We start from the raw sequence: 26,358 nt of genomic DNA, 5'->3' as shown, positions 1-26,358 counted from the left end.
GTGCTCGGCACGAAACCGTGGCTGATGGGGCTCGCGGGCGGGATCATCTGGGTGGACAAGAGACTCCACCGCCTGTTCAAGGGGAAGGTGAGCCTGGTCGCGCTGGCCGGGCTCCCTTCCCTGCGGCTGACCACGACCGGGCGCAAGAGCGGGCTGTCTCGCGATACCAACCTTCTGTACTTCCCGCACGGGGAGGATTTCGTACTCGTCGGCTCCAATTGGGGGAGGCCGAACGATCCCGCGTGGACACACAATCTGCGTGCGCATCCGGACGCGGTCATCGCGCTGGCCGGCAAGGAGATCCCGGTCAGGGCCAGGGAACTCCTCGGTGACGAGTACGAAGCGATGTGGAAACTGCTCCTGGACTTCTGGCCCGGTTACTCCATGGAAGCCCACGCCGCTCGCCGTGTGTTACCGATTTTCGAGTTGAAGACAACCACTCGATAGGTTCGTACCATCCTTTCGGCCGGTGACTGGGTTACCGGCTTGTGCGAGGCTCGCTTGGTGTTACGCGCCGTGACGTCGGCGGCGCATGGTGCGACGTGGTCCGTCACGTCGCCAGCCGAGGGAGGAGTCGTTTTGCCGAGATCCACAAGGAGGCCGGTGCGCGGTTTCGCACTGGTAGGGGCACTCGTGGCCGGCGCCGCGTTGACCGGTGCGTCCGGGACGGCGGTCGCCGCACCGGAAGCCGGGACGCCGGCCGCCCAAGTCGGCGCGACCGCGCCGGTGACCTGGGGTGCCTGCACGGCGGACCAGATCCGCGGTGTTCCCGCCGACCAGGTCAAGTTCTACAGCTGCGCGCGGTATCGCGTGCCGATCGACCACGACAACGCGGCGCTCGGCACCATCGACATCGCGATGCTGAAGCGGGCGGCGAAGACGCCCGACAAGAAGGTCGGTTCGCTGTTCCTCAACCCGGGCGGGCCCGGTGGCTCCGGATTCAGGATGCCGATCGGCGCGGCGAATTACTTCCAGCCGCAGGTGCTCGACCGGTTCGACCTGATCGGGTTCGACCCGCGCGGGGTCGGCGCCAGCAACCCGCTCAAGTGTTTCACCACGCAGGAGGACGCGAACGACGTCTTCGCCGCGCAGATCCCCGTGCCGTTGTCGCGGCAGGAGATCTCCGGCACGCTCGCGTCGTACCGCGACTACGGCCAGTTCTGCAAGAACAACGCCGGCGCGCTGCTGAACCACATGTCCACCAAGGACGTCGTGCGTGACCTCGACAAGATGCGGGCCGCCGTCGGCGACCAGAAGCTGACCTTCGTCGGCTTCTCGTACGGCACCTTGATCGGGTCGACGTACACGTCGATGTTCCCGAAGCAGAGCCGCGCGATCGTCATCGACGGCAACGTCGACCCGGCGCTGCGCACCAGCGACGGCGTGCAGTACGACCGCGAGCGCGCTCGCGGGTTCGAGATCGCGCTGGACGCCTTCCTGCGCAAGTGCGCACAGGTCGGGCCGAAGTGCTCCTTCAGCCCGGGCACGCCGCGGGAGAAGTTCGACGAGATCCGCGACCACCTGCGCCAGCAGCCGATCAAGCTGCCGGACGGGAGCAACTACGACATCAACGCGTTCACCAGCACGGTGGCCGGGGTGCTGTACTCGCCGACGTCGTTCCCGCCGCTGGCCGACGACCTGCAGGCGCTGTACAACGTCGTCCACCCGCCGGCGGCGCAGACGCAGACGGCGCAGGCCGTCGAGCTGAAGGTGCTGCGGTCGGGAGCGAACGGGCGCGCGGACGCGAACCCGGACAGCCCGTACGTCGGCGACGACTCGTACTTCGCCGTGAACTGCTCGGACAAGAAGATCACGATCAAGCAGGAGAAGGTCCCGGAGATCGCCGCGAAGTGGGAGAAGGAATCGCCCACTTTCGGTCGCTACCAGGCGTTCTCGGACGTGGCGGGCTGCCCGGTGTGGCCGGCGAAGAAGCCGGATGTCTACCGCGGCCCGTGGCAGGCCAAGACCGACACCCCGGTCCTGGTCGTCGGCAACTACTACGACCCGGCGACCCAGTACCTGTTCTCGAAGCGGATGGCCGACCAGCTGGGGAACGCCCGGCTGCTCTCGGTCGACGCCTTCGGGCACTGCATCCTGGGCGACTCGCTCGGGGTGGACAAGGTGACGGCCGACTACCTGATCGATCTGAAGGTCCCGGCCAACGGCCAGGTGTTCCAGCCGAACGTCCAGCCGTTCGAAACCACTGCCTGATCGTAGGCTCTTGAACACGAAGGCCACCGTCCCGGCGGTGGCCTTCGTGGCGTCCGGGGACCGGTCCCGAACACCCCGGCCTAGGGTTCCGGCGGGGAGGCCGGCTCACCCGGACGGGATTCTCGTCCGGGTGACCCGGGTGGGTAACCAGGGCACCGGCTACGGCCATGGTCGCGGCCGCCGGTGCACCTGGCCCTCGCTGGCTTCAGACGTTGACGCTCGCGTAGGCGTCCAACCCGTAGTTCGTGGCGTACGCGTTCTCGACGCCGACCAGAAGGTCGACGACCTCGAAATACCGGTCCCAGAACGGCGTCTCACGCAGCGCCTCGATGAGCAGTTGGTACGAGTGGTGGTCGTCGGCCTCCCAGACCCACACGTCGGTCACTCGCGCGGAGTAGAACTCGGTGTCGAAGAACCGGGACCGGACTCCTTTCACCTTGCTCTCGATCGCCGGGAGCACCTCGGTCTTGAAGGCCTCCACCCGTTGCTCGACGGTGAGGCCGAGCCATTCAGGCGTGGTCTTCACCAGCATGAAAGCGGTCACTTCGGACATGGTGATTCCTTTCGATCAGGCGTAGGCGCCGGCGGGGTTGCCCCAGTCGTGTTTGTCGCCAGGTGGATGACGGCCTCGGTCTCTTCGGCGCCCGCGCGGAGGCCGTCGAGCGGGCGAGGCCGGTGACCTCGTGGCCGGGCTCGAGCAACTCGTCCACGACGGCCGAGCCGATCCAGCCGGTCGCCCCGGTGACGAATACATGCATGGGCGTACTCCCTTTACTTGGTGTTACGGGAAAGGCGGGACTGCAGGACGACGAGCGCCCCGAGGACGAGCACGCTCACGCCGATCACCCGGAGGGCCGTGCTCGCGCCGGTGACGAACGCGGAGACCACTTCGGGTGCGCGGCCGGGCGCGGTGACGGCCAGCGCCTGCGCGACGGTGTGCGGATCGTGCTCCGCCTGGATGTCCGGCGGAAGCGCGGCCACGAAGCGTCCGGTGAGAACGGTGCCGATGACGGCGACGCCCAGTGCGCTGCCGAATTCGCGGGTGGTGGCCTGGAGTCCGGCGCCGACACCGGCCTGTGCGGGCGGCAGCGAACCGGAGATCGCGGCGGACAGCGTCGGAAGGGCCAGTGTGACACCGATACCGGTCACCACGAGCCAGGCCGCGTACACCGGGTACGGCGTCGAACTGTCACTTGTGGACAGTCCGATGAGGCCGCAACCGCAGAAGACGAACGCGATGGTGACCGTGGTATCGACGCCGACGCGCCGGACGAGCCTGCCGGCGTGCCGCGCGCCGAGGATGACCGGGACGGTCAGCGGGATGATCCCGAGCCCGGTCAACAGGACCCCGAAACCCTTGCCGTACTGGAGGAAGGACGCGTTGACGTAGAACAGCGCGAACATCCCGAAGAAGATCGTGGTCATGCCGAGACAGGCACTGCGCAGCGCGGGCACCCGGAACAACCGGGGATCGAGCAGCGGGTGCCCGGCCCTCAGTTCGACGACCGTCCACAAGGCGAACAGCAGGACCGCGCCGGCGAATCCGGTCAGGACGATCGGGCTTCCCCAACCCTCTTCGGGTCCTTCGACGATGCCGAGTAACAACGCGACCGACGCGCCGACGAGCAGGACGGCGCCGAGGGGGCTGAGCGGCCGGTCGTGCCGAGGGGAAACGGGCGCGATCCGGGCGACGAGCGCGGCCAGCACGACGGTGAGCGGGACGACGGCCGCGAACAGCCAGCGCCACGACCCGCCCGCCAGCAGCGCGCCGCCGCCGACGTTCCCCACGACACCGCCGATCCCGGTCATCGACGCCCAGGTCGCGATCGTCACGCCCTTGCGCTCGGCGGGTACGGCGTGCAGCAGCACGGCGAGCGTGTTGGGCAGCACCGCGGCGGCCCCGATCCCGGTGACGGCCCGGCCCGCCAGCAGGAGCGGCACGTTCGGCGCGATCGCCGACAGCAGCGCGCCGAGCGCGAACAGCGCCAGGCCGGCGAGCAGGACGCCTTTGCGGCCGAAGCGGTCGCCCGCCGCGCCGCCGGGGATCACGAGACAGGCGAAGAAGACGACGTAGGTGTCGACGATCCAGATCAGCGCCGACGCTGACGGATGGAGGTCGCTCGCGGCCAGCATCGGGACGGCGAGGTTGACGGCGGCGACCATCCCGACCACGAGTACGACACAGGCACACATGGCGGTCAGCAGGCCGCGTCGGTCCGCCGCGGCTTCGGGGGCGTCGCGGAGATGAAGTCGGAGTGGCATGTCCACGACGCTATGGGCCAGGGTGTTCTTCGTGCCACGCAACGTTGGTAAGTAGTAGTTGCGTACGATGCAACTATGGATCAGCTGGACCTCAACCTTCTGCGGGTGTTCGACGCGCTGCTGCGGGAGGGCAGCGTGACGGCGGCCGCCGAACGGCTGCACCTGTCGATCCCGGCGGCGAGCCGGGCGCTGGGCCGGTTGCGGCGGGCGATGGGGGATCCGATCCTGGTGCGCGCCGGACGCGGGATGGTGCCGACGCCGTTCGCGCTGCGGACCGCCCCGCGGGTGCGGTCGCTGCTCGACGAGGCGTCGGCCCTGATCAGCGCCGACCGTGACCTCGCGATCGCCGACCTCGAACGCACCTTCACCATCCGCATCAACGACGGCGTCGCCGCGACCTTGGTGACGGCGGCCGTCGAGGCGACCGCCGCCGTCGCGCCGGGTGTGGTCCTGCGTTTCGTCGCCGAAGGCAGCGAGAGCACCGAGGCGTTGCGAGACGGATCGGTGGATCTGGACATCGGCGCGGGCGACATCGCGGCGCCCGACATCCATTCGACCCTGCTGTACCAGGAACGCGTGGTCGCGATCGTCCGGGCGGACGGCCCGCTCGGCGGCGTACGTCGTCCGACGCTGGCGCAGCTTTGCCGGTATCCGCACGTTTCCGCTTCACGGCGCGGCAAAGGCAGGGGCCCGCTCGACGACGTGCTCGAGGCGGCAGGCCTCCAGCGGCGGGTCGCGGCGGTCGTCCCCACCTCCGCCGTCGCCGCGTTCCTGGTCGCTTCGAGCGACTACATCGGTCTCGCGCCCCAGCGGCTCGCCGAGCAGTACGGCCGGTCACTCGGCATCCGCTGGTTCCCCGTCCCCGCGGACCTCCCGGCGATCGAGGTCTGCCAGCTCTGGCACGCGCGGCTCGACGCCGATCCGGCCCAGCGCTGGCTGCGTGACACGATCCACGCCGCGCTCGGACCGTCCGGTGGTAGAGTCTCGAAGGTTGATCAACACCGATCGAGTACGAAAGCGAGGTGAGCGGCACATGCCGGAAGACAGTTCTGGATCGACCGGAAGTGGTCGCCGTTCACCCGTGCGCGCGGTGCGCTGACCTTCTCCGGTCTCCTTTCCCTGTCTGGCTTTGTGTACGCACGCCAGAAAAGAGCCGGAATCATGAACACCTTCGAAATGCTGCTCAGGGTCGGCACGGGCGTCGGCCTCGGCGCCGTCATCGGCATCGAGCGCCAGTACCGCGCCCGGATGGCCGGACTCCGCACCAACGCCCTCGTCGCCGTCGGCGCGACCCTCTTCGTCCTGTTGTCCGCCCACGGTTTCGGCGGGCTGAACACCAGTGGCGACGCCGACCCGACGCGCGTCGCCGCCCAGATCGTCTCCGGTATCGGTTTCCTCGGCGCCGGGGTGATCCTTCGGGACGGCCTGAACGTGCGCGGACTCAACACCGCGGCCACCCTGTGGTGCTCGGCGGCCGTCGGATCCCTTGCGGGAGCAGGACTTTACGTCGTCGCCCTCGCCGGGACGGCGGTGATCGTCGGGGTCAACGTGCTGTTGCGCCCGCTCGGCCGCGTCGTCGACCGCCGGCCGGAGCGCCGGGAAGAGTGCTCCGAGCAGGAAGAGCGGGAGACGGCTTAGTTGGTCGCGGTGGCCTTCGCGGTCGCTGTCCGCCAGTTGTCGCTGGCCCTCGCGACCACTAGCAGTCCAGGAACTCCAGCAATATCCCCGAAAACTCGGCGGGTTTCGCCAGATTGATCATATGCGCGACCCCGGGAACGACGAGTTTCCGGGCGTCGCGTGCTTCGCTTTCGATCTGGTCGGAGATGGCGAGGATATCCGAGGAATCCAGATCGCCCGCCAACGTCAACGTGCGCGGGGTCAGCTCGCCGGTGCGCTCGATGGCCCGCAGTTCGTCCATCAGTGTGAAGCCGGAGAGCCCGTGCCGCACGATCGTCTGCGTGTACATCTCCTGGCACAGCCGCCGGACATCCTGATCGACGTCTGCGGGCGCGCGCCGCGGCCCGTCCACCCACATGCGCAGGATGCACTCGATGGCGGCGGGGAGATCACCTCGGGCGCCCGCCTCCTCGAGTTTCTTGTTCTGCTCCAAGACGAAAGGATCCTTCGTCACCATCGAGCTGAGGCCGGTGGCCACGAGGACGAGGTTCTCGACGAGGTCCGGGTAGGTCAGCGCGAAGTCGACCGCGATCCGCCCGCCGCCGGACAAGCCGACCAATGACGCGCGGGGAATCCCCAGCGCGGTCATCAGCTCGCGGAGATCCTCGTAGTGTTTGAACCGCTCTGTCGGCGTGGACGATTCGCCATGTCCGCGCGCGTCGTACCTGATAGCGGTGTGGTGCGGTGCGAGCGCCGCCATTTCGGCGTCCCACATCCGGGAGTCGAGGATCCCGCCGTGCAGCAGGATCACCGGATCGCCTTCGCCGCGGATCTCGTACGCCAATTCGCCGTTCTCGACCTGAACTCTCCCCGTGGTCATACCGTACGGTACCGGAGAACGACGAAGGCCCCTTTCCCCGAAGTGCGGGGAAAGGGGCCGACGTGGGAGGTGCTTACGCCTGGGTCATCTTCCGCAGGACGTACTGCAGGATGCCACCGTTGCGGTAGTAGTCCGCCTCACCAGGGGTGTCGATACGGACGTCCGCGTCGAACTCCACCTTGGTGCCGTCGGTCTTCGTCGCGGTGACGTGGACCGTGCGCGGGGTCTCGCCGTCGTTCAGCTTCGTGATGCCCGAGATGTCGAACGTCTCGGTGCCGTCGAGGCCGAGCGACGAGGCCGACTCGCCTGCCGGGAACTGCAGCGGGATGACGCCCATGCCGATCAGGTTCGACCGGTGGATGCGCTCGAACGACTCGGTGATCACCGCGCGCACACCCAGCAGCGAGGTGCCCTTGGCCGCCCAGTCACGCGACGAACCGGAGCCGTACTCCTTGCCGCCCAGGACGACCAGCGGGATGTTCCGCTCCGCGTAGTTCTGCGCCGCGTCGTAGATGAACGCCTGCGGGGCGTCGTCCTGGGTGAAGTCGCGGGTGTAGCCGCCCTGCACGTCGTCCAGCAGCTGGTTGCGCAGCCGGATGTTCGCGAAGGTGCCGCGGATCATGACCTCGTGGTTACCGCGACGCGAGCCGTAGGAGTTGAAGTCCTTCTTCTCCACGCCGTGCTCGGTCAGGTACTGCGCGGCCGGGGTGCCCGGCTTGATCGCGCCGGCGGGGGAGATGTGGTCGGTGGTGACCGAGTCGCCCAGCTTCGCCAGCACGCGCGCGCCGGCGATGTCGGTGACCGGGGCCGGCTTCGCCTGCATGCCCTCGAAATACGGGGGCTTCCGGACGTAGGTGGACTCCGCGTCCCACTCGAAGGTCTTGCCCTCGGGGGTCGGCAGCGACTTCCACCGCTCGCCACCGTCGAAGACGTCGGCGTAGTCCTTGGTGAACATCTCCTGCGTGATCGCGTAGTCGATGGTCTCCTGGATCTCCTTGGCCGCGGGCCAGATGTCCTTCAGGAAGACGTCGTTGCCGTCGGTGTCCTGGCCGAGCGGCTGGTTCTCGAAGTCGAAGTCCATCGTGCCGGCGAGCGCGTAGGCGATGACCAGCGGCGGCGACGCGAGGTAGTTCATCTTCACGTCGGGGTTGATCCGGCCTTCGAAGTTCCGGTTGCCCGAGAGCACCGAAACCGCGGTGAGGTCGTTCTCCTGGATCGCCGCGGAGATCTCGTCCGAGAGCGGGCCCGAGTTGCCGATACACGTGGTGCAGCCGTAGCCGACCAGGTGATAGCCCAGCTTCTCCAGGTACGGCCAGAGACCGGCCTTGTTGTAGTAGTCGGTGACGACCTGCGAACCCGGCGCCATCGAGGTCTTGACCCACGGCTTGACCGCGAGGCCCTTGTCGACCGCGTTCCTGGCGAGCAGCGCCGCGCCGAGCATGACCGACGGGTTGGAGGTGTTGGTGCAGGAGGTGATCGAGGCGATCACCACGGCGCCGTGGTCGAGGACGAACTCGCCGCGGTCCGAAGTGCTGACCTTGACCGGCTTGCTCGGGCGGCCGCTGTGGCCGTTCGCCGCGGACTGGATGTCGACCGCGCCCTCGTCCTTGAACGAGAGGGCCGCCGGGTCGCTGGCCGGGAAGGACTCCTCGACGGCTTCGTCGACGTTGGTGTGCGGGGTTTCCTGCTCGCCGCCGACGTAGTCGTGGATCGACTTGCGGAACGAGTTCTTCGCGTCGGTGAGCTCGATGCGGTCCTGCGGGCGCTTCGGGCCGGCGATCGACGGGACGACCGTCGACAGGTCCAGCTCGATGTACTCGGAGTACTCCGGCTCGTGCGACGGGTCGTGCCAGAGGCCCTGCTCCTTGGCGTAGGCCTCGACGAGCGCGACCTGCTCCTCGGAGCGGCCGGTGAGCTTGAGGTAGCGGACGGTCTCCTCGTCGATCGGGAAGATCGCCGCGGTGGAGCCGAACTCCGGGCTCATGTTGCCGATGGTGGCGCGGTTGGCCAGCGGCACCGCGCCGACGCTCTCGCCGTAGAACTCGACGAACTTGCTGACCACACCGTGCTTGCGCAGCATCTCGGTGATGGTGAGCACGACGTCGGTGGCGGTCACGCCGGTCGGGATCTCGCCGGTGAGCTTGAAGCCCACGACGCGCGGGATGAGCATGGAGACCGGCTGGCCCAGCATGGCGGCCTCGGCCTCGATGCCGCCGACGCCCCAGCCCAGCACGCCGAGGCCGTTGACCATGGTGGTGTGCGAGTCGGTGCCGACGCAGGAGTCGGGGTACGCCTGGCCGTTGCGGGCCATCACCGTGCGCGCGAGGTGCTCGATGTTCACCTGGTGCACGATGCCGGTGCCCGGCGGGACGACCTTGAACTCGTCGAAGGCGCCCTGGCCCCAGCGCAGGAACTGGTAGCGCTCGCGGTTGCGCTCGTACTCGATCTCGACGTTGCGCTCGAAGGCGTCCGGGCGGCCGAAGACGTCGATGATGACGGAGTGGTCGATGACCAGCTCGGCGGGAGCGAGCGGGTTGACCTTGTCCGGGTCGCCGCCGAGGTCGGTGACGGCCTCGCGCATGGTGGCGAGGTCGACGACGCAGGGCACGCCGGTGAAGTCCTGCATGATCACGCGGGCGGGCGTGAACTGGATCTCGATCGACGGGTCGGCCTTGGCGTCCCAGTTGCCGAGCGCGCGGATGTGGTCGGCGGTGATGTTCGCGCCGTCCTCGGTCCGCAGCAGGTTCTCGAGCAGGATCTTCAGGCTGTAGGGAAGGCGCTGGGAGCCCTCGACCTTGTTCAGGCGGAACACCTCGTAGGAGGCGTCGCCCACCTTCAGCGTGTCTTTGGCGCCGAAGCTGTCCTTGCTGGCGGGTGCGGTCACTTCTAACTCCAGTGGCGGGTCAGTTCGGTGAGTTCTCCAGGCCGTTCGGGTCGGCCGGGAGCGAGTCTTGCGCACCCCCACCGTAGGTCCGGACGCGGGATGGCACACCTCGTTCGTCTCTTCAAACAGTACGCCCGTCCTTTTTACCTGGCAAGCCGACACGCGGGTCATGAAGGTCTCACCGACCTGCGTCCGTTCGAGTGACGAAACGTTCGTCTGTTCGTCCCCCGTTGAGGGGAAATGGTGCCTACGGTGTGTAAGTTCCTGGTGGTGCTTCTGGTAATGCTGTGACGGCAGTGGCACAGTGAGTCCATTGTTCAAGATCAGGAGGTGGGCGGATCGTGCGTGGTGAAGCCGGGTCTGGGACGAGTGCCCGCCGTGGCATGACCATCGGCGCGCTCGCCGTCGCCCTGTTGCTCGGGGTGACGGGCACGGGGCTCGCGGTTCCGCCGCCCCCGCCGAACCCCAGCGACTCCGAGATCAACTCCAGCAAGGCCGAGGCCAACGCCAAGGCGGGCGACGTCGGCAGGCTCACGAACCAGCTGGCCCAGGCCGAGTCCAAGCTCGCCCAGCTCAACGACGACGTCGAGCTGAAGATGGAAGAGGCGAACAAGGCCAGGGTCGACGCGGAGACCGCGCAAGACGAAGCCGCGCAGGCCGATCGTGAGGCGCAGTCCGCACGCACCGAATCCGACGCCGCGCAGGCGACCATCGACAAGGCCCGAACCGACCTCGACAAGTTCGCCGCCGCCAGCTTCCAGCAGGGCAGCACCGTCGGCTCGGTGTCGGCGTACCTGACGGCCAACAGTCCGAAGGAACTCCTCGGACGCGCCCAGATGCTCGACGCGGTCGGCGGCAGCAGGCTCAACGCGCTCGACACGATGAAGCGCGCGCAAACGGACAAGTCCAACAAGGACGCGACCGCGCGCAAGAAGCTCGAGATCGCGCAGGAGCGCAAGCGCGCTGCCGAAGCGGCCAAACACGAGGCCGACAACGCGCAGAGCGCCGCCCAGCACGCGCAGGACAACCAGGCCACGCAGAACCAGAAGCTCGAAGCCGACAAGGCGGGCGTCGAGAAGCAGCTCTTCGAAGCGCAGCAGAAGGTCAGCGGCCTGCAGGGGCAGCGGCAGCGCTACGAGGACTGGAAGGCGCAGAAGGCCCGCGAGGACGAGGAACGCGCTCGTCAGGCCGCGCTCGCCGCGTCGAGGCCCAGCCCCAGCCAGGGTGGAGGCGGCCGTCCGACGGGCAGGCCCGTCCAGTCGGCCCCCGCCGGGGCGAGCGTCGAAGCCGTCGTCCGGCGGGCGCTGTCGCAACTCGGCGTGGTCTACGCCTGGGGTGGTGGCAACACGGCCGGTCCGACCCGCGGCATCCGCGACGGTGGCACGGCCGACCGTTACGGCGACTACAACAAGATCGGCTTCGACTGCTCCGGCCTGATGATCTACGCGTTCGCCGGGGTGAAGTCGCTCCCGCACTACAGCGGCTACCAGTACAACGCCGGGCGGAAAGTGCCGCTCTCGCAGATGCGCCGCGGTGACATGCTCTTCTGGGGCGGCAGTGCGCGGGGCATCCACCACGTCGCGATGTACCTCGGGAACGGGCAGATGGTCGAGGCGCCGCAGTCGGGTCTGCGGGTCCGCATCGCGCCGGTGCGCTACGGCGGCATCATGCCGTACGCGACCCGCTTGATCGGCTGAGCGTGACTCACGCGGGGATCGTGCTGGCGGGCGGCGCCGCGCGTCGCCTGTCCGGTGTGGACAAACCCGCGCTCCCCGTCGGGGGAAAACCGTTGCTGGCCAGGGCGCTGGCCGCGCTCGAGGACGCGGATCCGGTGATCGTCGTCGGCCCGGAACGACCGGGTTTCGGCGACGTCGTCTGGACCCGGGAAGCTTCACCCGGAACGGGTCCGGTGGCCGCGCTGGCCGCCGGCCTCGCGTTGGTGCGCACGGAGATCGTCGTGGTGCTGGCCGGTGACCTCGCCGGGGTCCGGAAGTCCACTGTGGATCGGCTGGTGACCGCACTCGGTGCCGCGTCGGGCGCGGTTCTGGTCGACGGTTCGGGGGAGCGGCAGTGGCTGCTCGGCGCCTGGCGCGCCGAGGCGCTGCGCGCGGCCTTGCCGGAGACGGTGGAGAACGCCTCGCTGCGGCGGACGTTGGGCGGGCTGGACATCGTCGAGGTGCCCGAGGAGCCGGGCGAGAGCGACGACATCGACACGCCGGAGGATCTGGACCGGTTTTCCTAGGCGCTGTCTTCTGTGTCTGTTCGATGGGCAGGGGAACGCGGGGAGGCGGTTCGGCATCATAGGCCGGTGAACTCGTCGCGCAGGGGGAAGTACCGACCGACCGTTCTTCTCGACAGCGAAGCGTTCTTCGCGGACTTCGACACCTGGTCCACCCGGTTGGCCCTGGAAGAACTGCTCGACGAGGCACTGGGGCTGCCGGAGGTGTCGCAGGCGCTCAATCAAGAAGAACTGCGCGCCGAGGAGGCGCGGGACGCGGTACTCGGCAGCGCGTCGGCTCTCGCCAAGGTCAGGATGGAACGGGAAAGGGCCGGGCGCGTCCCAGATCGGCCGAAGTCGAGGGCGTCGGCTTTGTGGGAAGCGCGGTGGCTGGTGACCGCCGGGATCATGGTGGCCGGCTACCTCAGCTTGCTGCAACTCGCCTGGCAGCCGATGTCGCTGACCTTGAAGGTGTTCTGCCTGATCGGTTTCGGGTGTGTGCTCGTGCTGGCCGCCGGGCTTGTCATCCGCCGGTTCCCGGTCTTGTTCGTCAGGGAAAGAGAGCGGTCGGCAGGAGCCCTCCCGCATCCGGACATGGTCGCACTCGGCGACCGTCGGGAGTACGCGCTCCGGGAGGTCGTCCTGCCGGAGCTTCAGGCCTACATCCAGGAGCACCGGCGCACGCGTGACCGGACGAACCTGATCTTCACCGAGCCCGATCCGGAGGGGCCCGAGCTCGTGCACACCGCCGCGGTCAAGAGACTGCGGCGGATCGTCGACCGGGCCGATTCCGTGGCCGTGGCGCTGGCGGGATCGCGAGGGGCAGGGAAGACCACCTCGATCCGGTCGCTCGAACGCGGGCTGCTCAGCCGCACAGGTCAGGCGCCACTGGTCGTGGTCGCCTCCGCGCCCGCCGCCTACGAAGCCCGCGACTTCGTGCTGCATCTGCACGCGCTGCTCTGCAAGGCCGTTCTCGCCACGATCTCGCCGGGACTCACCTGGGGAACGGTCCGCGTCCGCTGGTGGCGGGAGCTGGGCCGGGCGGTCCGGCGCACGCTCTGGGGCCTGATGAAGATCGGCGTCGCCGCGGTGGCCGTCTGGCTGCTCTGGGGCGGTGCGCCGAGGCAGGTCGTCGCGGACCTCGGTGTATTCGCCGCTGAAGTGATGAGCGGCAGGATGACGTTCGAGCAGTTGTGGACGGGGTTACCTGTCCGCCGGGTGCTGGCGCTCGGAGTGCTGGCCGTCTTCCTTCTGGGGCTCGTGTTCGGTCTGTTCGAAGCGGCTGTGCGTGCGCTCCGTGGCGTGCTCGCGCGGCGGAGGGAAGCGAGGCTCACGAACCTGAAACGACTGGCCGAGGCGCAGCTCGAGCGGATCCGGTTCCTGCAGACCTACACGACCGGATGGTCCGGGAAGCTCAGTATGCCGCTGAAGGGTGAAGCAGGCCGGACGTGGTCGACGCAGCGCGCCGAGCAGCAGCTCACTCATCCCGAGGTCGTCGACAAGTTCCGTGAGTTCGCCGAAGAGGCGGCCCGGCGGCTGGCAGCGGAGAGGGTCGCCGGACGGGTCGTGATCGCGATCGACGAACTGGACAAGATCGGCGAGCCCGACAAGGCACACCAGTTCATCAACGACGTCAAGGGTGTCTTCGACGTACCGGGGTGCCTGTTCTTCGTGTCCGTTTCGGACGACGCCGTCCTGGGTTTCGAACAGCGCGGGCTCGGCGTCCGCGACGCGTTCGACAGCGCGTTCTCGGAGATGGTGCGACTCGAACCGTTCACTTTGGACGAAAGCAGGCTCTGGATGGCGTTGCGGCTGCGGGGGATCTCCGAACAGTTCTGCTACCTGGCGCACTGTCTGTCGGGAGGGTTGCCCCGGGATCTCAAACGCTGCGCCACCGAGATGGTCGATCTCGCGAACGAGGTCTACCAGCCGTCACTGGAGATCGTCACCCGAAGCCTCGTCACAGGGGAACTGGCGGGCAAGGCCCGTGCGTTCACCGCCACCGCGGCGACCTTGGATCGGTCACCGGAACTGACCGCGCTGACCACGGAACTACTCGGCATTCCCGGGACGGAAGAGCCGGCGGAACTGGCCGCGATCGCCGAGCGGCTGGTGGCCGGCGGCGAAGAGGACGCCGCGGTGATCAGCGATCTGCGCTGGCACAGTGGCTGTTTCGTGTTGTTCTGCGCGACCGTGCTGGAGATCTTCGACGACACGCTGACCGGCGACCGGCTGACTCCCGCGCTGCACCGGCTCGCCGTCGTCCGGAAGCGGATGGCGATGCACCCGAAACAGGCCTGGGACGACCTGGTCGGGTTCAGGAAGGCGCGCGAAGTCCCTTCACAGCCGTCATACCGCTGATCGGGTTGGCTACCTTCACGAACGGCTGTGTCACCGACCACTACGGTCACATCCGGACGCAAGAACGCAAGCGGGGAACACAGGAGGCACGAGTGACCGAGCCCGGCTACGCCGATGGCGCGCAGCAGCAGCCCGGAACGCCGGCGCGGGACGCCCAGTTGCTGGAGCGGACCGTGTTCGAGGTCAAGCGGATCATCGTCGGCCAGGACAGGCTGGTCGAACGGATGCTGGTCGGCCTGCTGGCCAGGGGGCACCTCCTGCTGGAAGGCGTTCCCGGCGTCGCGAAGACCCTCGCCGTCGAGACCTTCGCGCGAGTGGTCGGCGGCTCGTTCTCGCGCGTGCAGTTCACCCCGGACCTGGTCCCCGCCGACATCCTCGGCACCCGGATCTACCGGCAGGGCGCCGAGCGGTTCGACGTCGAGCTCGGCCCGGTGGTGGCGAACTTCGTGCTCGCCGACGAGATCAACCGCGCGCCTGCCAAGGTGCAGTCGGCGATGCTCGAGGTGATGGCCGAGCGGCACGTGTCGATCGGCGGCCAGACCTTCGAGATGCCCGACCCGTTCCTCGTGCTCGCCACGCAGAACCCGATCGAGAACGAGGGCGTGTATCCGCTGCCCGAGGCGCAGCGCGACCGGTTCCTGTTCAAGATCGTCGTCGAGTACCCGACCGCCGAGGAAGAGCGGGAGATCATCTACCGGATGGGCGTCACCGCGCCCACTCCGCAAGAGGTGCTGTCCCCGGGTGAACTGGTCCGCCTGCAGGGCGTGGCCTCGCAGGTGTTCGTGCACCACGCGCTGGTCGACTACGTCGTCCGCCTCGTGCTCACCACCCGTACCCCGAACGACCACGGCCTCGCCGACGTCGCGGGCTGGGTGTCCTACGGCGCCTCGCCGCGTGCCAGCCTCGGCATCATCGCCGCCTCGCGGGCGCTGGCCCTGGTCCGCGGCCGGGACTACGTGCTGCCCCAGGACGTCGTCGACGTCGTTCCCGACGTGCTGCGCCACCGGCTCGTGCTGTCCTACGACGCGCTGGCCGACGGCGTCCCCATCGACCACATCATCACGCGGGTGCTGCAGACCGTGCCGTTGCCGCAGGTCTCGGCCCGCCCGCAGGGCGGCGCCGGGCAGAGCGGCCCGGTCCCGGCCGGCGCACCCGTCAGGTAAGGAACTCGCGTGAAGAACGAGAAGGGCGAACGTCCTTCCTGGGCTCCGCCGGTACTCCGCGGGGAGCGGATGGAGGCGGGCCTGCGCACGCTCGAACTCGACGTGCGCCGCCGTCTCGACGGTCTGCTGCAGGGAAACCATCTCGGCCTGGTGCCGGGGCCCGGTTCGGAACCGGGGGAGGCCCGGCCGTACCAGCCCGGTGACGACGTCCGCCGGATGGACTGGGCGGTCACCGCGCGGACGACGAGCCCGCACATACGGGAGACCGTCGCCGACCGCGAACTGGAGACGTGGCTGGTGGCGGACGTGTCCGCGAGCCTCGACTTCGGCACGGCGCTGTGCGAGAAGCGAGACCTGGTCGTCTGCGCGACGGCCGCGGTCGCCCACCTGACCGGCGGTGGCGGCAACCGGATCGGCGCGCTCGTCTCCAACGGGGCGGGCAGCATCACGCGCATCCCGGCACGCGGCGGGCTTCCGCACGCGCGGGGACTCGTCCGCAAGATCGCCGAAACCCCGCGTGCCGAGGAAGGTGTCCGCGGGGATCTCGCCGCGGCGCTGGAGAAACTGCGCCGCCCGCCCCGCCGTCGCGGGCTCGCCGTCGTGATGTCCGACTTCCTCGGCGACATGGAATGGCAGCGCCCGTTGCGCGCGCTCGGCGGGCACCACGATCTCATCGCCATCGAAGTCCTCGACCCGCGCGACATCGACCTGCCCGACGTGGGCACCGTCGTGCTGGCCGATCCGGAGACAGGGAAACAGCGCGAAGTGCACGCTTCGGCCTTGCTGCGCAAGGAATTCGGCGCCGCGGCGCATGCTCACCGGCAGGAGGTCGCGGCCGCGCTGCGCCGGGCCGGTGCCGCGCATCTGGTGCTGCGCACCGATTCGGACTGGATCGCGGACATGGTCCGGTTCGTGGTGGCCCGCAAGCGCCGCTGGTCCGGTGGTGTCGCGTGAGCCTGACCGGATTCGCGTCGCCGTGGTGGTTCCTGCTGCTGCTGGCGGTCGCCGCGGTGGCCGTCGGGTACGTGCTCTCGCAGCGCGCGCGGCGCAAGCGCACCATGCGGTTCGCCAACCTGGAACTGCTGGAGAAGGTCGCGCCGAAGAGCCAGGGGTGGGTGCGGCACGTTCCCGCCATCCTGATCGTGCTTTCGCTGCTGGTGCTGACCGTCGCGCTCGCCGGGCCGACGGCCGAGCAGAAGGTGCCGCGCAACCGGGCGACCGTGATGCTGGTGATCGACACCTCGCTGTCGATGGAAGCGACCGACGTCGCCCCGACCCGGTTGAAGGCGGCCCAGGAGTCGGCGCGGTCGTTCGCGCAGAACATGACCCCCGGGGTGAACCTCGGGCTGATCTCGTTCGCGGGGACGGCGACCGTGCTGGTCGCGCCGACCACCGATCGCGGCGGCGTGGTGAAGGCGATCGACAACCTCAAGCTGGCGCAGTCGACGGCCACCGGTGAGGGGATCTTCGCCGCGTTGCAGTCGATCGAAAGCTTCTCGGCGATCGTCGGCGGCGCGGAAGGCCCGCCGCCCGCCCGCATCGTCCTGATGAGTGACGGCAAGCAGACGGTTCCGGACGACCTGTACGCCCCGCGAGGCGGCTACACGGCCGCGCAGGCGGCGAAGCAGGCCCAGGTGCCGATCTCGTCGATCTCGTTCGGGACCACGCACGGCTCGGTCGACATCGACGGCAAACCGCAGGACGTGAAGGTCGACGACGAATCGCTGGAGGAGATCGCCCGGCTTTCGGGCGGCGACTTCTACAAGGCGGCGAGCGCGGACGAACTGAAACGCGTGTACGACGACCTCGGCGAGCAGATCGGATACGAGCTGAAGGACGCCGACGCGAGCCGGCCTTGGGTGATTCTGGGGACGCTGATCTTGATGATCGGGGCGGCGGCTTCGCTCTTCCTGGGGCAGCGCCTGCCTTAGTAGCTCTTGTGCCAAGTGTCATGAAAGGGTCGTTCAGGACAAAAAATGTCCTGAACGACCCTTTCATGACATCCGTGCGGGGCTGGGGCCAAGCGGTCAGGGCGTCGCGAAGCCGTTCTGCCGCCAAGCCTCGTAGACGGCGATCGCCGCGGTGTTCGACAGGTTCAGCGACCGGCTCGTCGGCAGCATCGGCAGCCGCACCCGATCGGTCACCTCGGGGGCCGACTGGACCTCCGCGGGCAGCCCCGCCGACTCAGGTCCGAACAGCAGCACGTCTCCCGGCTCGTACGCGACGTCGGTGTGCAGCCGCGTCGCCGAAGCGCTGAACGCGTAGACCCGGGCGGGGAGCAGCGCCGCCCACGCGGCGTCGAGATCCGCGTGCACATGGACGCGCGCGAGGTCGTGGTAGTCGAGCCCGGCGCGGCGTAACTGCTTGTCCTCCAGCGTGAAACCGAGTGGCCCCACCAGGTGGAGTTCGCAGCCGGTGTTCGCGGTCAAGCGGATCGCGTTACCCGTGTTGGGCGGGATTTCCGGGCGGTAGAACAGGATGCGGAACACGAGGGTTGATCGTCTTTCGTTCACGGGCGCTTCGCCTGAGCGCGGCCGGGTGGCCATCAAGCCGGACGAGCATGAGGCCCGCCCGTGACCATCCCACCACAGGAGGGCTTCATGCCTTCGCTCCCTCACCCCCTGTCGCGGCGTCGCTTCCTCGGTTATGGCTCCGCCGGCGCGGCCGCCGTCCTGCTGGGGACCGGTGCCTGGAACGCCGCCGGTGCGATGCCGCTCGCTCGCGGTGCCGGAAACCCGTTCACCCTCGGTGTCGCGTCGGGTGATCCGTTGCCCGGCGGTGTCGTGCTCTGGACCCGGCTCGCGCCGAAGCCCTACGAGGCAGACGGCTTCGGCGGTATGCCGCGGACGCCGGTCCGCGTCGAGTACGAAGTGTCGCTCGACGAGCGCTTCCGTGCCGTGATCCGCCGCGGATCCGTGGTCGCCACGCCCGAACTCGGCCACTCCGTGCACCCCGAGATCCACGGCCTCGCACCGGATCACGAGTACTTCTACCGGTTCCGCACCGGTGACGAGGTCTCGCCGGTCGGCCGTACCCGGACGGCGCCCGTCGCGTGGTCGTCGCCGCGCGAGCTGAACTTCGCATTCGCGTCGTGCCAGAACTGGGAGGCCGGGCACTTCACCGCGTACGAGCACATGGCGGCCGAGGACCTCGACCTGGTCGTGCACCTGGGCGACTACCTCTACGAAAGCGGCGTCACGGGTGTCGGCCGCGGCACGCCGGTGGGGCCGCAGTTCAAGGGCGAGACCTTCGACCTGGCCCGCTACCGGCTCCAGTACGCGCTTTACAAGTCCGAAGCGCCGCTGATGGCCGCGCACGCCGCCTTCCCGTGGATCCACGTCAACGACGACCACGAGGTGGAGAACAACTGGGCGGGCGACGTCTCGCAGATCGACAAGGAACCGGACCAGGACCGCGCGGTGTTCCGCCGCCGTCGCGCCGAGGCGTTCCAGGCGATGTACGAGCACCTGCCGTACCGCATCGCCCAGCTGCCGAAGGGGCCGGACGCGCGGCTTCACCGGCGGCTGAGCTACGGCACGCTGGCCGACTTCACCATGCTCGACACCCGCCAGTACCGCGACGACCAGCCGTGCGGTGACGGCCAGTCGGCGAACTGCACCGAGCGGTTCGACCAGGACCGCACGCTGCTCGGCTCGGAACAGCGGGACTGGCTGCTCGACGGCTTCTCCCGATCCCGCGCGCGGTGGCAGATCCTCGGCAACCAGGCGCCGATGGGCCAGACCGACACCGACGCCGGCGAGGCCACGAACGTCTACCTCGACCCGTGGGACGGCTACGTCGCCGACCGCGACCGCGTGCTCGCGGCCGCGCAGGACCGCGGAGTGCGGAACCTGGTGGTCATCACCGGCGACAGGCACCAGAACTACGCGTGGGACCTCAAACGCGACTTCGGCGACCCGGGTTCGCCCACCGTCGCGAGCGAGTTCGTCGGGACGTCGATCACCAGCGGCGGCAACGGCGCCGACATGACGCCGGGCGGTGAGAACCTGCTGAAGGCCAACCCGCACATGAAGTTCTTCAACGGCCAGCGCGGATACGTCCGGGTCAACGTCAACCGGCAGCGCTGGCGGAGCGACTTCCGGGTGGTGCCGTTCGTCAACACCCCCGGCGCGCCGATCAGCACGCGGGCCAGTTACGTCGTCGAGGACCGCCGCCCCGGCGTTCAGTCCGCCTGAGCGGGCAGGAGGGCGGCGTACACCTCGCGTACCGACGCGGGTGGCGCCGCCTTCTTGAGCGTCTTCGGGTCGACGAAGACGTAGCGGGTCTTCACTTCCGTGCACAGGTCGCCGCCGCGGCTGATCTCGAAGTCGATGATCAGCGACGTCGTGCCGAGGTGGTTCAGGTACACGGCCACGACCAGTTCGTCGTCGTAGCGGCAGGGCGCGCGATAGCGGAGGTTCGACTCGGCGACCACGACGTCGACGCCGCTGTCCAGTGCCGCTTCGTGGGAGCCGAAGAGGGCTTTCTCCACTTCGAACATGGCCATGTCGACGTAGGCGAGGTAGTTCGCGTTGAACACGATGCCCTGTCCGTCGCATTCGTGGTAGCGCACGCGCAGTGGCATTTCGACGATCGGTTTCCGTGGCTCTGTCACGGTTTCCAACTTACGTGAAGGACTCCTTCCCTTGGTTCGAGGAAGGGGCCCGGCGTCGAGCTCTTATGTCGTAAAGGGCCCCTTTGAGACCTTCAACGTCTCAAAGGGGCCCTTCACGACATCCCCACAAAACTCACGTGAGCGCCTGACACGCGCCACTGTTGTGGCTGCTGGTGCCTTTGGGGCGAACGTGCGATGATCGAGTCCGTGAAGGCCGCAGCCGGAATCCACGCAGGTACCTAAGCCACCCTTGGCCCGAATCGTCCGGCTCAGTCGATGAAATCGATATTCGGGTGGCGCGGCGACTCGCCGTCGAACAGGTGCCGGTCGCGGCCCTTCAGGTGCAGATCGAAGAACGCGCCGATGTACTCCCGTTGCGCGGCCAGCGATCGGCGGGGATCGATGGTGCCGATGACCGCCTCACGCTTCTCCGGCGCCACTCGCGAACCGAGTTGCGGCACGACGACCTGAAGATCGCTGTAGGCCATGTGCGTGCTGCCGCCGCGCAGCAGCAGATCTCGCTTCCAGCCCCGCTGGTTGGCCCAGAAGTCCGCCCAGCTGCGGTCGAAATCGGGCTGCTTGTGCGTGTGCTCCAGCGGTTTCCCGTTCTCGTCGACGCCCTCGGCGCCCATCAGCATGAACGGCCGGTCCAGGCCGCGTTTCGTGACCTCGCCGGGCACGTAGGCGCTGCCCGGCGGGTAGCCGAACGCGGTCGCCATCGCGCCGTCCAGGTTGATCCCGGCGTCGATCCGGCGGTCGTGCACCATCGTCTCGCCGGAGGTGAACCCGCCGTAGGAATGCCCGTAGGCACCGACCCGGGACAGGTCGAGTGACCAGCCGAGGCCGCGGGGGAGCTGCCGCTTCTCCGCGTCAGGATTCTCGCCGCGGGCGATCTTCGCGAGCTGGTCGAGGACGAATCGGGTGTCACCGACCCGCGCGTCGAGCGCCTTTTTCATGAACTCGGATCCCTCGCCCGGCGGCAAGGCCGTTTCGAGCCGCCCGCCGGGGAATTCGACCGCCGCGCTCTCGTAGGTGTGCGAGAGCGAGACGACGACGTAGCCGCGGCTGGCCAGATCGTCGACGATCGCCGAGTACGTCTCCCGGGGCCCGCCGAAACCGGGCGAGAAGAGCGCGACCGGCTTGGGCGCGCCGTGCGCCGCGGGAACGCCGAGCTCGGCCCGCCGCTTCGCCGACTTCCAATCGATGGAGCCCGCCGGGAGATCGAGATAGTCCTTGCTGGCCAGCGTCTGGTCGATGACGCCGCTGATGCCGGGCGTGAGCCACGGCGCGCGCGGTCCGTCGGCGAACCGGTCCGCCGGATAGGTGACGGTGACCATGAGTTCCCGGCGCCGTTCCGGTTTCCACGGATCGGGGCGGGACTGGTCGACGAGGTGGAGGTCGGTGGTGCCGACGTCGTGGTGGCCGGTGAGGGCCGGTGCGGTGAGCTTGGCCTGGTCGGCCGCGACGGCGGGGGCCGCCGTGGCGAGGCCGCCCGCGAGCGCCAGGCCCGCGATCAGCGCCGAACCCCGCACCACCCTGGTGTGTCTCGATGACACTGTCCCAGGTAGACCATGTTGCGACGACCGCATGAATTCGCCCACTGCTGGAGTCCTTCCGGATCGGGGCGGCCCGGCGGCCGCCTGCCTCCGACCCTGGCAGCGCGCCAGGTCGGCGCGCATCCCTCTGAAGATGGAGCGCGGGTCACCCGTGCAGGGCACGGTAGGCCGACGCGGCACCAGGGTGCAGCGGGACCTTGCCGGTGCCGATCAGCGTCCGGACGTCGAGGAACTGGGTTCCGACCGCGGGTGCCGGGACGAGGTCGGCGGCGTGTCCGGCCAGCACGCGCGCGACGGCGGCCGCGACGTCGTCGGGCAGCGAAGGCGCGGCCAGCAACAGGTTCGCGACGCCGATCGTCCGCAGTTCGCCGACACCGTGGTAGGCCTGCGCCGGGACATGGACCTGGTCGTACACCGGGCCGTAGCCCGCCCGCAGCGCCGGCAGATGGGCGTCGAGGGGGAGCAGGGTGATCGCGGTGGACCGGTTGAGCTCGGTGAGCGCGGGAGTCGGGATCCCGCCGGACCAGAGCAGCGCGTCGACCTCGTGTGCCGCCAACGCGTTGATCGCTTCACCCAGGAGCAGGTTCTTCGCCTTCACCGGCACTTGGGCGCGGGCGAACAGCCGTGAGCTGAACACCGCCACGCCGGAGCCGCTCGCGCCCATCGCCACCGGCCGCCCGGCCAGATCGGCGAGCGATCGCACGCGGCCGTCCGCGCGGACCACGAGCTGGTGGTAGTTCTCGTAGACGCGGCCGATGGCCGAGAAGGCGATCGGGACGGAGAACGGCTCCGCGCCGGTGAAGGCCGCCTCGGCGACGTCGCCGAGGACGAGCCCGAGATCGGCCCGGCCGTCCCGCAGCCGCCGCAGGTTCTCGACGCTGGCCTCGGTGGCGACGGCCGTCGCGCGCAGCCGCGGCTCCGCCCGGTTCAGCTGCTGGGCCAGCAGTTCCGCGAAGGCGAGGTAGAAACCGCCGCTCTCGCCCGCCGAAATGACGACCTCCCGCTCCGGCCCCCGGTAGCCCGCCGTTGAGCAGCCCGCGAGTGTGGCGAGCCCAGCGAGGATCGCCGTACGCCTGGTGACGGTCATGATGTCCCTCCCGTGGCGAGAGGGAGTTCGACGCGGACTTCGAGCCCGTGCGGTTCGGCTTGGCGCAGTTCGAGTTTCCCGCCCCGGGCGAGCACGTGCTGGTTCGCGATCGAGAGGCCGAGTCCCGTCCCGCGCGGCGCCCCGTCGCCGCCTGCCCGCCAGAACCGTTCGGTCGCCCGTTCACGGTCCTCTGTGGACAGACCAGGACCGTTGTCGGACACGAAGACCGTGGCGGTCGTGTCACCGGTCTCGTAGCCGGTGGTGATCGTGGCGCCGCGGCCCGCGTAGTGCACCGCGTTGTCCAGCAGGACGTCCAGCACTTGGGCGAGATCGCTTTCCGGGCACCGCACGGGCACCGGCTCGTCGTGGCCTTGCGACGCCGCGAGGCGGACTCCCGCGCCGTCCGCCGAGGGACGCCACGCGTCGACCCGTTCGGCCAGTACGGCCGGGAGATCGCAGGGTTCGTCGCCGGATTCCCCAGCGGCGAGCCGGGTCGCCGCGCTTTCGGCGAGCGCCAGCGCGAGCAACCCGTCGAGCAGGGACTCCAGGCGCTCGACCTCCGCGACGGTCGCCCGGTAGGCCCGCTGGCCGTCCCCATCGACCTGCGCGGCCAGCGAATCCACCCGCAACCGCAAGGCGGCCATGGGATTGCGCAGCTGATGTGACGCGTCCGCGACGAGCCGCCGCTGCTGCTCGGATGCCTCGACGACGGCGTCGGACATCCGGTTGAACGACGTCGCGAGCGAACGCAGCTCGCGGGGCCCCGCCCGATCGGGAACCTGGGCGCGATGCCCCTCGGTCACCGCCTGCACGCCGGTCTCCAATTCGTGCAGCGGCCGCACCATCCAGCGGGCCAGCAGGACCGCGACGAGCACGAACAGCGCCGCGACCAGCGCCGCGCCCGCGACGATCGTGGCCCAGCGGGTGGCGACGTCGGCCGCCGCCGCGGTCACCGACGCGCGAAGGACGACCACTCCGGCCACCCGGGTCCCGGTGCCCACCGGGCGGGCGAAATAGACCGGATCCGCCGACCACGGGCTCAGCTGCTCCGGTCCCTTCGCGAGCTGGTTGCGCAGCGCGGCCTCGACGAGCGAGCGGACCACCGGTTCCCCGGCGGTCATCCCGCCGGTTTCGACCAGCGGCCCTCCACGCGCGTCGACCACCACGACGGCCTCGCCGTATAACGACGAATACCGCGCGGCGTCGACCGTCAGCGTGGTCGCGTCGCCGGCGTCGACGGCTTGCTGGGCGAGGACGACGAACCGGTCGACGTCGGCGTTGCGGGCGATCACCAGCTGCTGGGTCCGCTGCGCGGCGGTCGACCCGAACAACGGGATCGCGAACGCGGCGACCACGGTCAGCGCGAGCGCGACGAGGACGACCAGCAGCCGGGTGCGCACCGGTCAGCCCCGGCCGAGGCGGTAGCCGAAACCCCGGATCGTGGTGAGCAGTCCCGGCCGGTCGAGCTTCGCGCGCAGCTGGGTCAGGTGCACGTCGAGCGAACGGGAGACGGCGAGGTACGCGTCGCCCCAGACCTCGTCCATCAGCTGCTGGCGGCTCACCGCGGTGCCCGGCCGCGCGGCGAGCACGGCCAGGACGGCGAATTCCTTGGCGGTGAGCCCGATGTCGGTCCCGTCGACGAGCACGCGCCGCGCGCCGAGGTCGATCTCGACGTCCTCGACGCGGACGACGCCGTCCTGCGGCGTTGCCGAGACCGCGGCACGCCGGACGACCGCGTCCATCCTCGCCAGCAGTTCGGCAAGGCGGACCGGTTTGGTCAGGTAGTCGTCGGCGCCGAGCCGCAGCCCGCGCACCACGGACCGCTCGTCCCCGCTCGCGGTGAGCACGAGCACCGGCACCGGAGAGACCTGCCGGACCTTCCTGAGCACGTCGAGCCCGTGCATGTCCGGCAGGTTGAGGTCCAGCAGGATCACGTCGGCCGCGCGATGCCGGTGCAGCGCGTCGCTGCCGCGGATCGCGTGGGAGACGGTATGGCCGCGCGATTGCAGGGCTTCGGCGAGCGCGTCGGCGACACCGGCGTCGTCTTCGACGAGCAGCACCCGCACGGCCATACCTTCCCGCCTAGCCTTCCCGGCCGGACACGAGCTCGGGCTCGGGCCGGCTCTTCTTGTCCAGCTCCGAGGTCTTCGAGGTTTCCCGCATTGTGCCGTACACGATCAGCGACACCAGGACACAGCCCGCGACGTAGAAGAAGAACACCGATTCGTGACCGGCGCCCTTCAACGCCTGCGCGATGAGCTCGGCGGTGCCGCCGAAGATCGCCACGGTGAGCGCGTAGGGGAGACCGACGCCGATGGCGCGGATCTTCGTCGGGAACAGTTCGGCCTTCACGATCGCGTTGATCGAGGTGTAGCCGGTGACGATCACCAGCCCGGCCAGCATCAGCAGGAACGCGAGCACCGGCTCCTTCGTCCCGCCCATCAGCGTCATGATCGGGACGGTCAGCAGCGTGCCGGCGATGCCGAAGAACATCAGCAGCGGACGGCGGCCGATGCGGTCGGAGAGTTTGCCCGCGAACGGCTGCAGGATCGCGGCAACGAGGATCGCGCAGAACAGGATCAGCGTGACCGTCCGGCGCGGGATGCCCGCGGTGTTCTCCATGAACTTCTGGCTGTAGGTGGCGAAGGTGTAGAACGACACCGTGCCGCCGAGGGTGAGGCCGACGACGAGCGCGATCTCCTTGGGGTACTTGATGAGCGCGCGCAGCGTGCCCTTGTCGCCCGCCTCCTTGCCGGTGCCGGACGCCTTGGCCTCTTCGAAGCTGGCCGATTCGTCCATCCCGCGGCGCAGGAACATCACCACGACCGCGGCGAGCGCGCCGACGACGAACGCGATCCGCCAGCCCCACGACGTCAGCTGCTGTTCGGTCAGGATGGCCTGCAGCAGCAACTGGAGACCGAGCGCCAGCAACTGGCCGCCGTACAGCGTCACGTACTGGAAGCTGGAGTAGAAGCCACGTTTGCCCGGAGTGGCCACTTCGGACAGATAGGTCGCGGAGGTCGAATACTCCCCGCCGACCGAGAGCCCTTGGATGAGCCGGGCCACCAGCAGCAGGATCGGTGCGGCGATCCCGATCGAGGCGTAGGTCGGGGTGACCGCGATCATCAGCGACCCCGCCGCCATCAACGTGACGGAAAGCACGAGTGCGCTTCGTCGCCCGAAGCGGTCGGCGAAGCGGCCGAGCATCCAGCCGCCGAGCGGTCGCATGAGGAAACCGACGGCGAAGACCGCCGCGGTGCCTAGGAAGGCCGCCGTCGTGTCCTTGGTGGGGAAGAAGGACTTGGCGAAGTACGTGGTGAAGGCGGCGTAGGCGTACCAGTCGTACCACTCGACCAGGTTGCCGATGGAGCCGCGCAGCACGTTGCCGACGACTCGCCTCTCGCTCACGGGCGGCGAGGATTCGCCGATCCGGGTTGTCATCTTTGACCTCCTGTGTTCCGGCTCACGGTGAACAATCCGTGACCGCCGGGCAAGGTTTCGGCG

General features: G+C 69.1%; 21 protein-coding genes and 2 pseudogenes. 11 read left to right on the top strand and 12 right to left on the bottom strand.

From position 1 onward, the window contains the following. The first annotated feature begins 24 nt into the window (after positions 1-24). Together DMH03_RS23440 and DMH03_RS23435 are read left to right on the top strand one after the other, a co-directional pair. Positions 25-447, top strand: a complete 423-nt coding sequence (locus DMH03_RS23440; RefSeq protein ID WP_125794611.1) for a nitroreductase family deazaflavin-dependent oxidoreductase — start codon at positions 25-27, stop codon at positions 445-447. A 156-nt stretch (positions 448-603) separates the two neighbouring features. After that, on the top strand, positions 604-2,211 hold the full coding sequence (locus tag DMH03_RS23435) for an alpha/beta hydrolase (protein WP_125794165.1): 1,608 nt from the start codon (positions 604-606) through the stop codon (positions 2,209-2,211). A gap of 205 nt (positions 2,212-2,416) precedes the next feature. Here DMH03_RS23435 and DMH03_RS23430 read toward each other — a convergent pair whose 3' ends face one another. From DMH03_RS23430 to DMH03_RS23420, 3 genes and pseudogenes are all read right to left on the bottom strand, one after another. Then, positions 2,417-2,764, bottom strand: a complete 348-nt coding sequence (locus DMH03_RS23430) for a darcynin family protein (protein WP_125794164.1) — start codon at positions 2,762-2,764, stop codon at positions 2,417-2,419. A gap of 40 nt (positions 2,765-2,804) precedes the next feature. Beyond that, a pseudogene (locus DMH03_RS23425) lies at positions 2,805-2,969 on the bottom strand (NAD-dependent epimerase/dehydratase family protein); the annotation flags it as partial. A gap of 13 nt (positions 2,970-2,982) precedes the next feature. Beyond that, positions 2,983-4,404, bottom strand: a complete 1,422-nt coding sequence (locus DMH03_RS23420) for an MFS transporter (protein ID WP_199749022.1) — start codon at positions 4,402-4,404, stop codon at positions 2,983-2,985. 144 nt (positions 4,405-4,548) lie between these two features. Here DMH03_RS23420 and DMH03_RS23415 point away from each other — a divergent pair, with 144 nt between their 5' ends. Both DMH03_RS23415 and DMH03_RS23410 read left to right on the top strand, forming a co-directional pair. Then, on the top strand, positions 4,549-5,499 hold the full coding sequence (locus tag DMH03_RS23415) for a LysR family transcriptional regulator (protein WP_125794162.1): 951 nt from the start codon (positions 4,549-4,551) through the stop codon (positions 5,497-5,499). Positions 5,500-5,634: 135 nt separating this feature from the next. Next, positions 5,635-6,096: pseudogene (locus DMH03_RS23410) on the top strand (MgtC/SapB family protein); the annotation flags it as partial. A gap of 73 nt (positions 6,097-6,169) precedes the next feature. On the opposite strand, the gene DMH03_RS23405 reads toward DMH03_RS23410, so the two are convergent. Next, the gene (locus tag DMH03_RS23405; RefSeq protein ID WP_125794160.1) at positions 6,170-6,970 is read right to left on the bottom strand and encodes an alpha/beta fold hydrolase; all 801 of its coding nucleotides are present in this window, start codon (positions 6,968-6,970) and stop codon (positions 6,170-6,172) included. Positions 6,971-7,043: 73 nt separating this feature from the next. Then, entirely contained in the window at positions 7,044-9,854 is a 2,811-nt protein-coding gene (locus DMH03_RS23400) for an aconitate hydratase (protein WP_125794159.1), read from the bottom strand. A gap of 341 nt (positions 9,855-10,195) precedes the next feature. Between DMH03_RS23400 and DMH03_RS23395 the strand changes: the two genes are divergently transcribed. The 6 genes from DMH03_RS23395 (at position 10,196) to DMH03_RS23370 (ending at position 17,527) form a co-directional block, all read left to right on the top strand. Next, on the top strand, positions 10,196-11,551 hold the full coding sequence (locus tag DMH03_RS23395; RefSeq protein ID WP_125794158.1) for an NlpC/P60 family protein: 1,356 nt from the start codon (positions 10,196-10,198) through the stop codon (positions 11,549-11,551). A 2-nt stretch (positions 11,552-11,553) separates the two neighbouring features. Further along, positions 11,554-12,096: a molybdenum cofactor guanylyltransferase gene (locus tag DMH03_RS23390; protein ID WP_125794157.1), complete on the top strand. Its 543-nt coding sequence runs from the start codon at positions 11,554-11,556 to the stop codon at positions 12,094-12,096. A gap of 66 nt (positions 12,097-12,162) precedes the next feature. After that, positions 12,163-14,433: a hypothetical protein gene (locus tag DMH03_RS23385; protein WP_125794156.1), complete on the top strand. Its 2,271-nt coding sequence runs from the start codon at positions 12,163-12,165 to the stop codon at positions 14,431-14,433. 92 nt (positions 14,434-14,525) lie between these two features. Beyond that, positions 14,526-15,596 (top strand): MoxR family ATPase, encoded by a 1,071-nt coding sequence (locus tag DMH03_RS23380; protein ID WP_125784095.1) that lies wholly within the window; start codon positions 14,526-14,528, stop codon positions 15,594-15,596. 69 nt (positions 15,597-15,665) lie between these two features. Beyond that, the gene (locus DMH03_RS23375; protein WP_233611648.1) at positions 15,666-16,550 is read left to right on the top strand and encodes a DUF58 domain-containing protein; all 885 of its coding nucleotides are present in this window, start codon (positions 15,666-15,668) and stop codon (positions 16,548-16,550) included. Then, complete coding sequence (locus DMH03_RS23370; protein WP_125794154.1) at positions 16,547-17,527, top strand: VWA domain-containing protein; 981 nt, start codon at positions 16,547-16,549, stop codon at positions 17,525-17,527. The genes DMH03_RS23375 and DMH03_RS23370 overlap by 4 nt, the downstream gene beginning before the upstream one ends. Positions 17,528-17,623: 96 nt before the next feature. On the opposite strand, the gene DMH03_RS23365 is transcribed toward DMH03_RS23370, so the two are convergent. Continuing rightward, entirely contained in the window at positions 17,624-18,085 is a 462-nt protein-coding gene (locus tag DMH03_RS23365) for a tRNA (cytidine(34)-2'-O)-methyltransferase (RefSeq protein WP_125794153.1), read from the bottom strand. A gap of 111 nt (positions 18,086-18,196) precedes the next feature. Here DMH03_RS23365 and DMH03_RS23360 point away from each other — a divergent pair, with 111 nt between their 5' ends. Further along, the gene (locus tag DMH03_RS23360; protein WP_125794152.1) at positions 18,197-19,792 is read left to right on the top strand and encodes an alkaline phosphatase; all 1,596 of its coding nucleotides are present in this window, start codon (positions 18,197-18,199) and stop codon (positions 19,790-19,792) included. Here the strand turns inward: DMH03_RS23360 and DMH03_RS23355 are convergent. From DMH03_RS23355 to DMH03_RS23330, 6 genes are all read right to left on the bottom strand, one after another. After that, positions 19,780-20,211: a thioesterase family protein gene (locus DMH03_RS23355; protein WP_125794151.1), complete on the bottom strand. Its 432-nt coding sequence runs from the start codon at positions 20,209-20,211 to the stop codon at positions 19,780-19,782. The genes DMH03_RS23360 and DMH03_RS23355 overlap by 13 nt on opposite strands. A gap of 269 nt (positions 20,212-20,480) precedes the next feature. Beyond that, positions 20,481-21,767, bottom strand: a complete 1,287-nt coding sequence (locus tag DMH03_RS23350; RefSeq protein ID WP_125794150.1) for a lipase — start codon at positions 21,765-21,767, stop codon at positions 20,481-20,483. Positions 21,768-21,912: 145 nt separating this feature from the next. Then, the gene (locus DMH03_RS23345) at positions 21,913-22,854 is read right to left on the bottom strand and encodes a TAXI family TRAP transporter solute-binding subunit (protein WP_125794149.1); all 942 of its coding nucleotides are present in this window, start codon (positions 22,852-22,854) and stop codon (positions 21,913-21,915) included. Beyond that, positions 22,851-24,254, bottom strand: coding sequence for a HAMP domain-containing sensor histidine kinase (locus DMH03_RS23340; RefSeq protein ID WP_125794148.1), 1,404 nt, complete (start codon positions 24,252-24,254; stop codon positions 22,851-22,853). The genes DMH03_RS23345 and DMH03_RS23340 overlap by 4 nt, the downstream gene beginning before the upstream one ends. A gap of 3 nt (positions 24,255-24,257) precedes the next feature. After that, entirely contained in the window at positions 24,258-24,926 is a 669-nt protein-coding gene (locus DMH03_RS23335; RefSeq protein ID WP_125794147.1) for a response regulator transcription factor, read from the bottom strand. Positions 24,927-24,936: 10 nt separating this feature from the next. Continuing rightward, positions 24,937-26,295, bottom strand: a complete 1,359-nt coding sequence (locus DMH03_RS23330) for an MFS transporter (protein ID WP_125794146.1) — start codon at positions 26,293-26,295, stop codon at positions 24,937-24,939. Positions 26,296-26,358 lie beyond the last annotated feature (63 nt).

This window comes from Amycolatopsis sp. WAC 01376, assembly GCF_003947415.1.
Classification (GTDB): Bacteria; Actinomycetota; Actinomycetes; order Mycobacteriales; family Pseudonocardiaceae; genus Amycolatopsis.
This window is presented reverse-complemented; position numbering and strand designations above follow the sequence as displayed.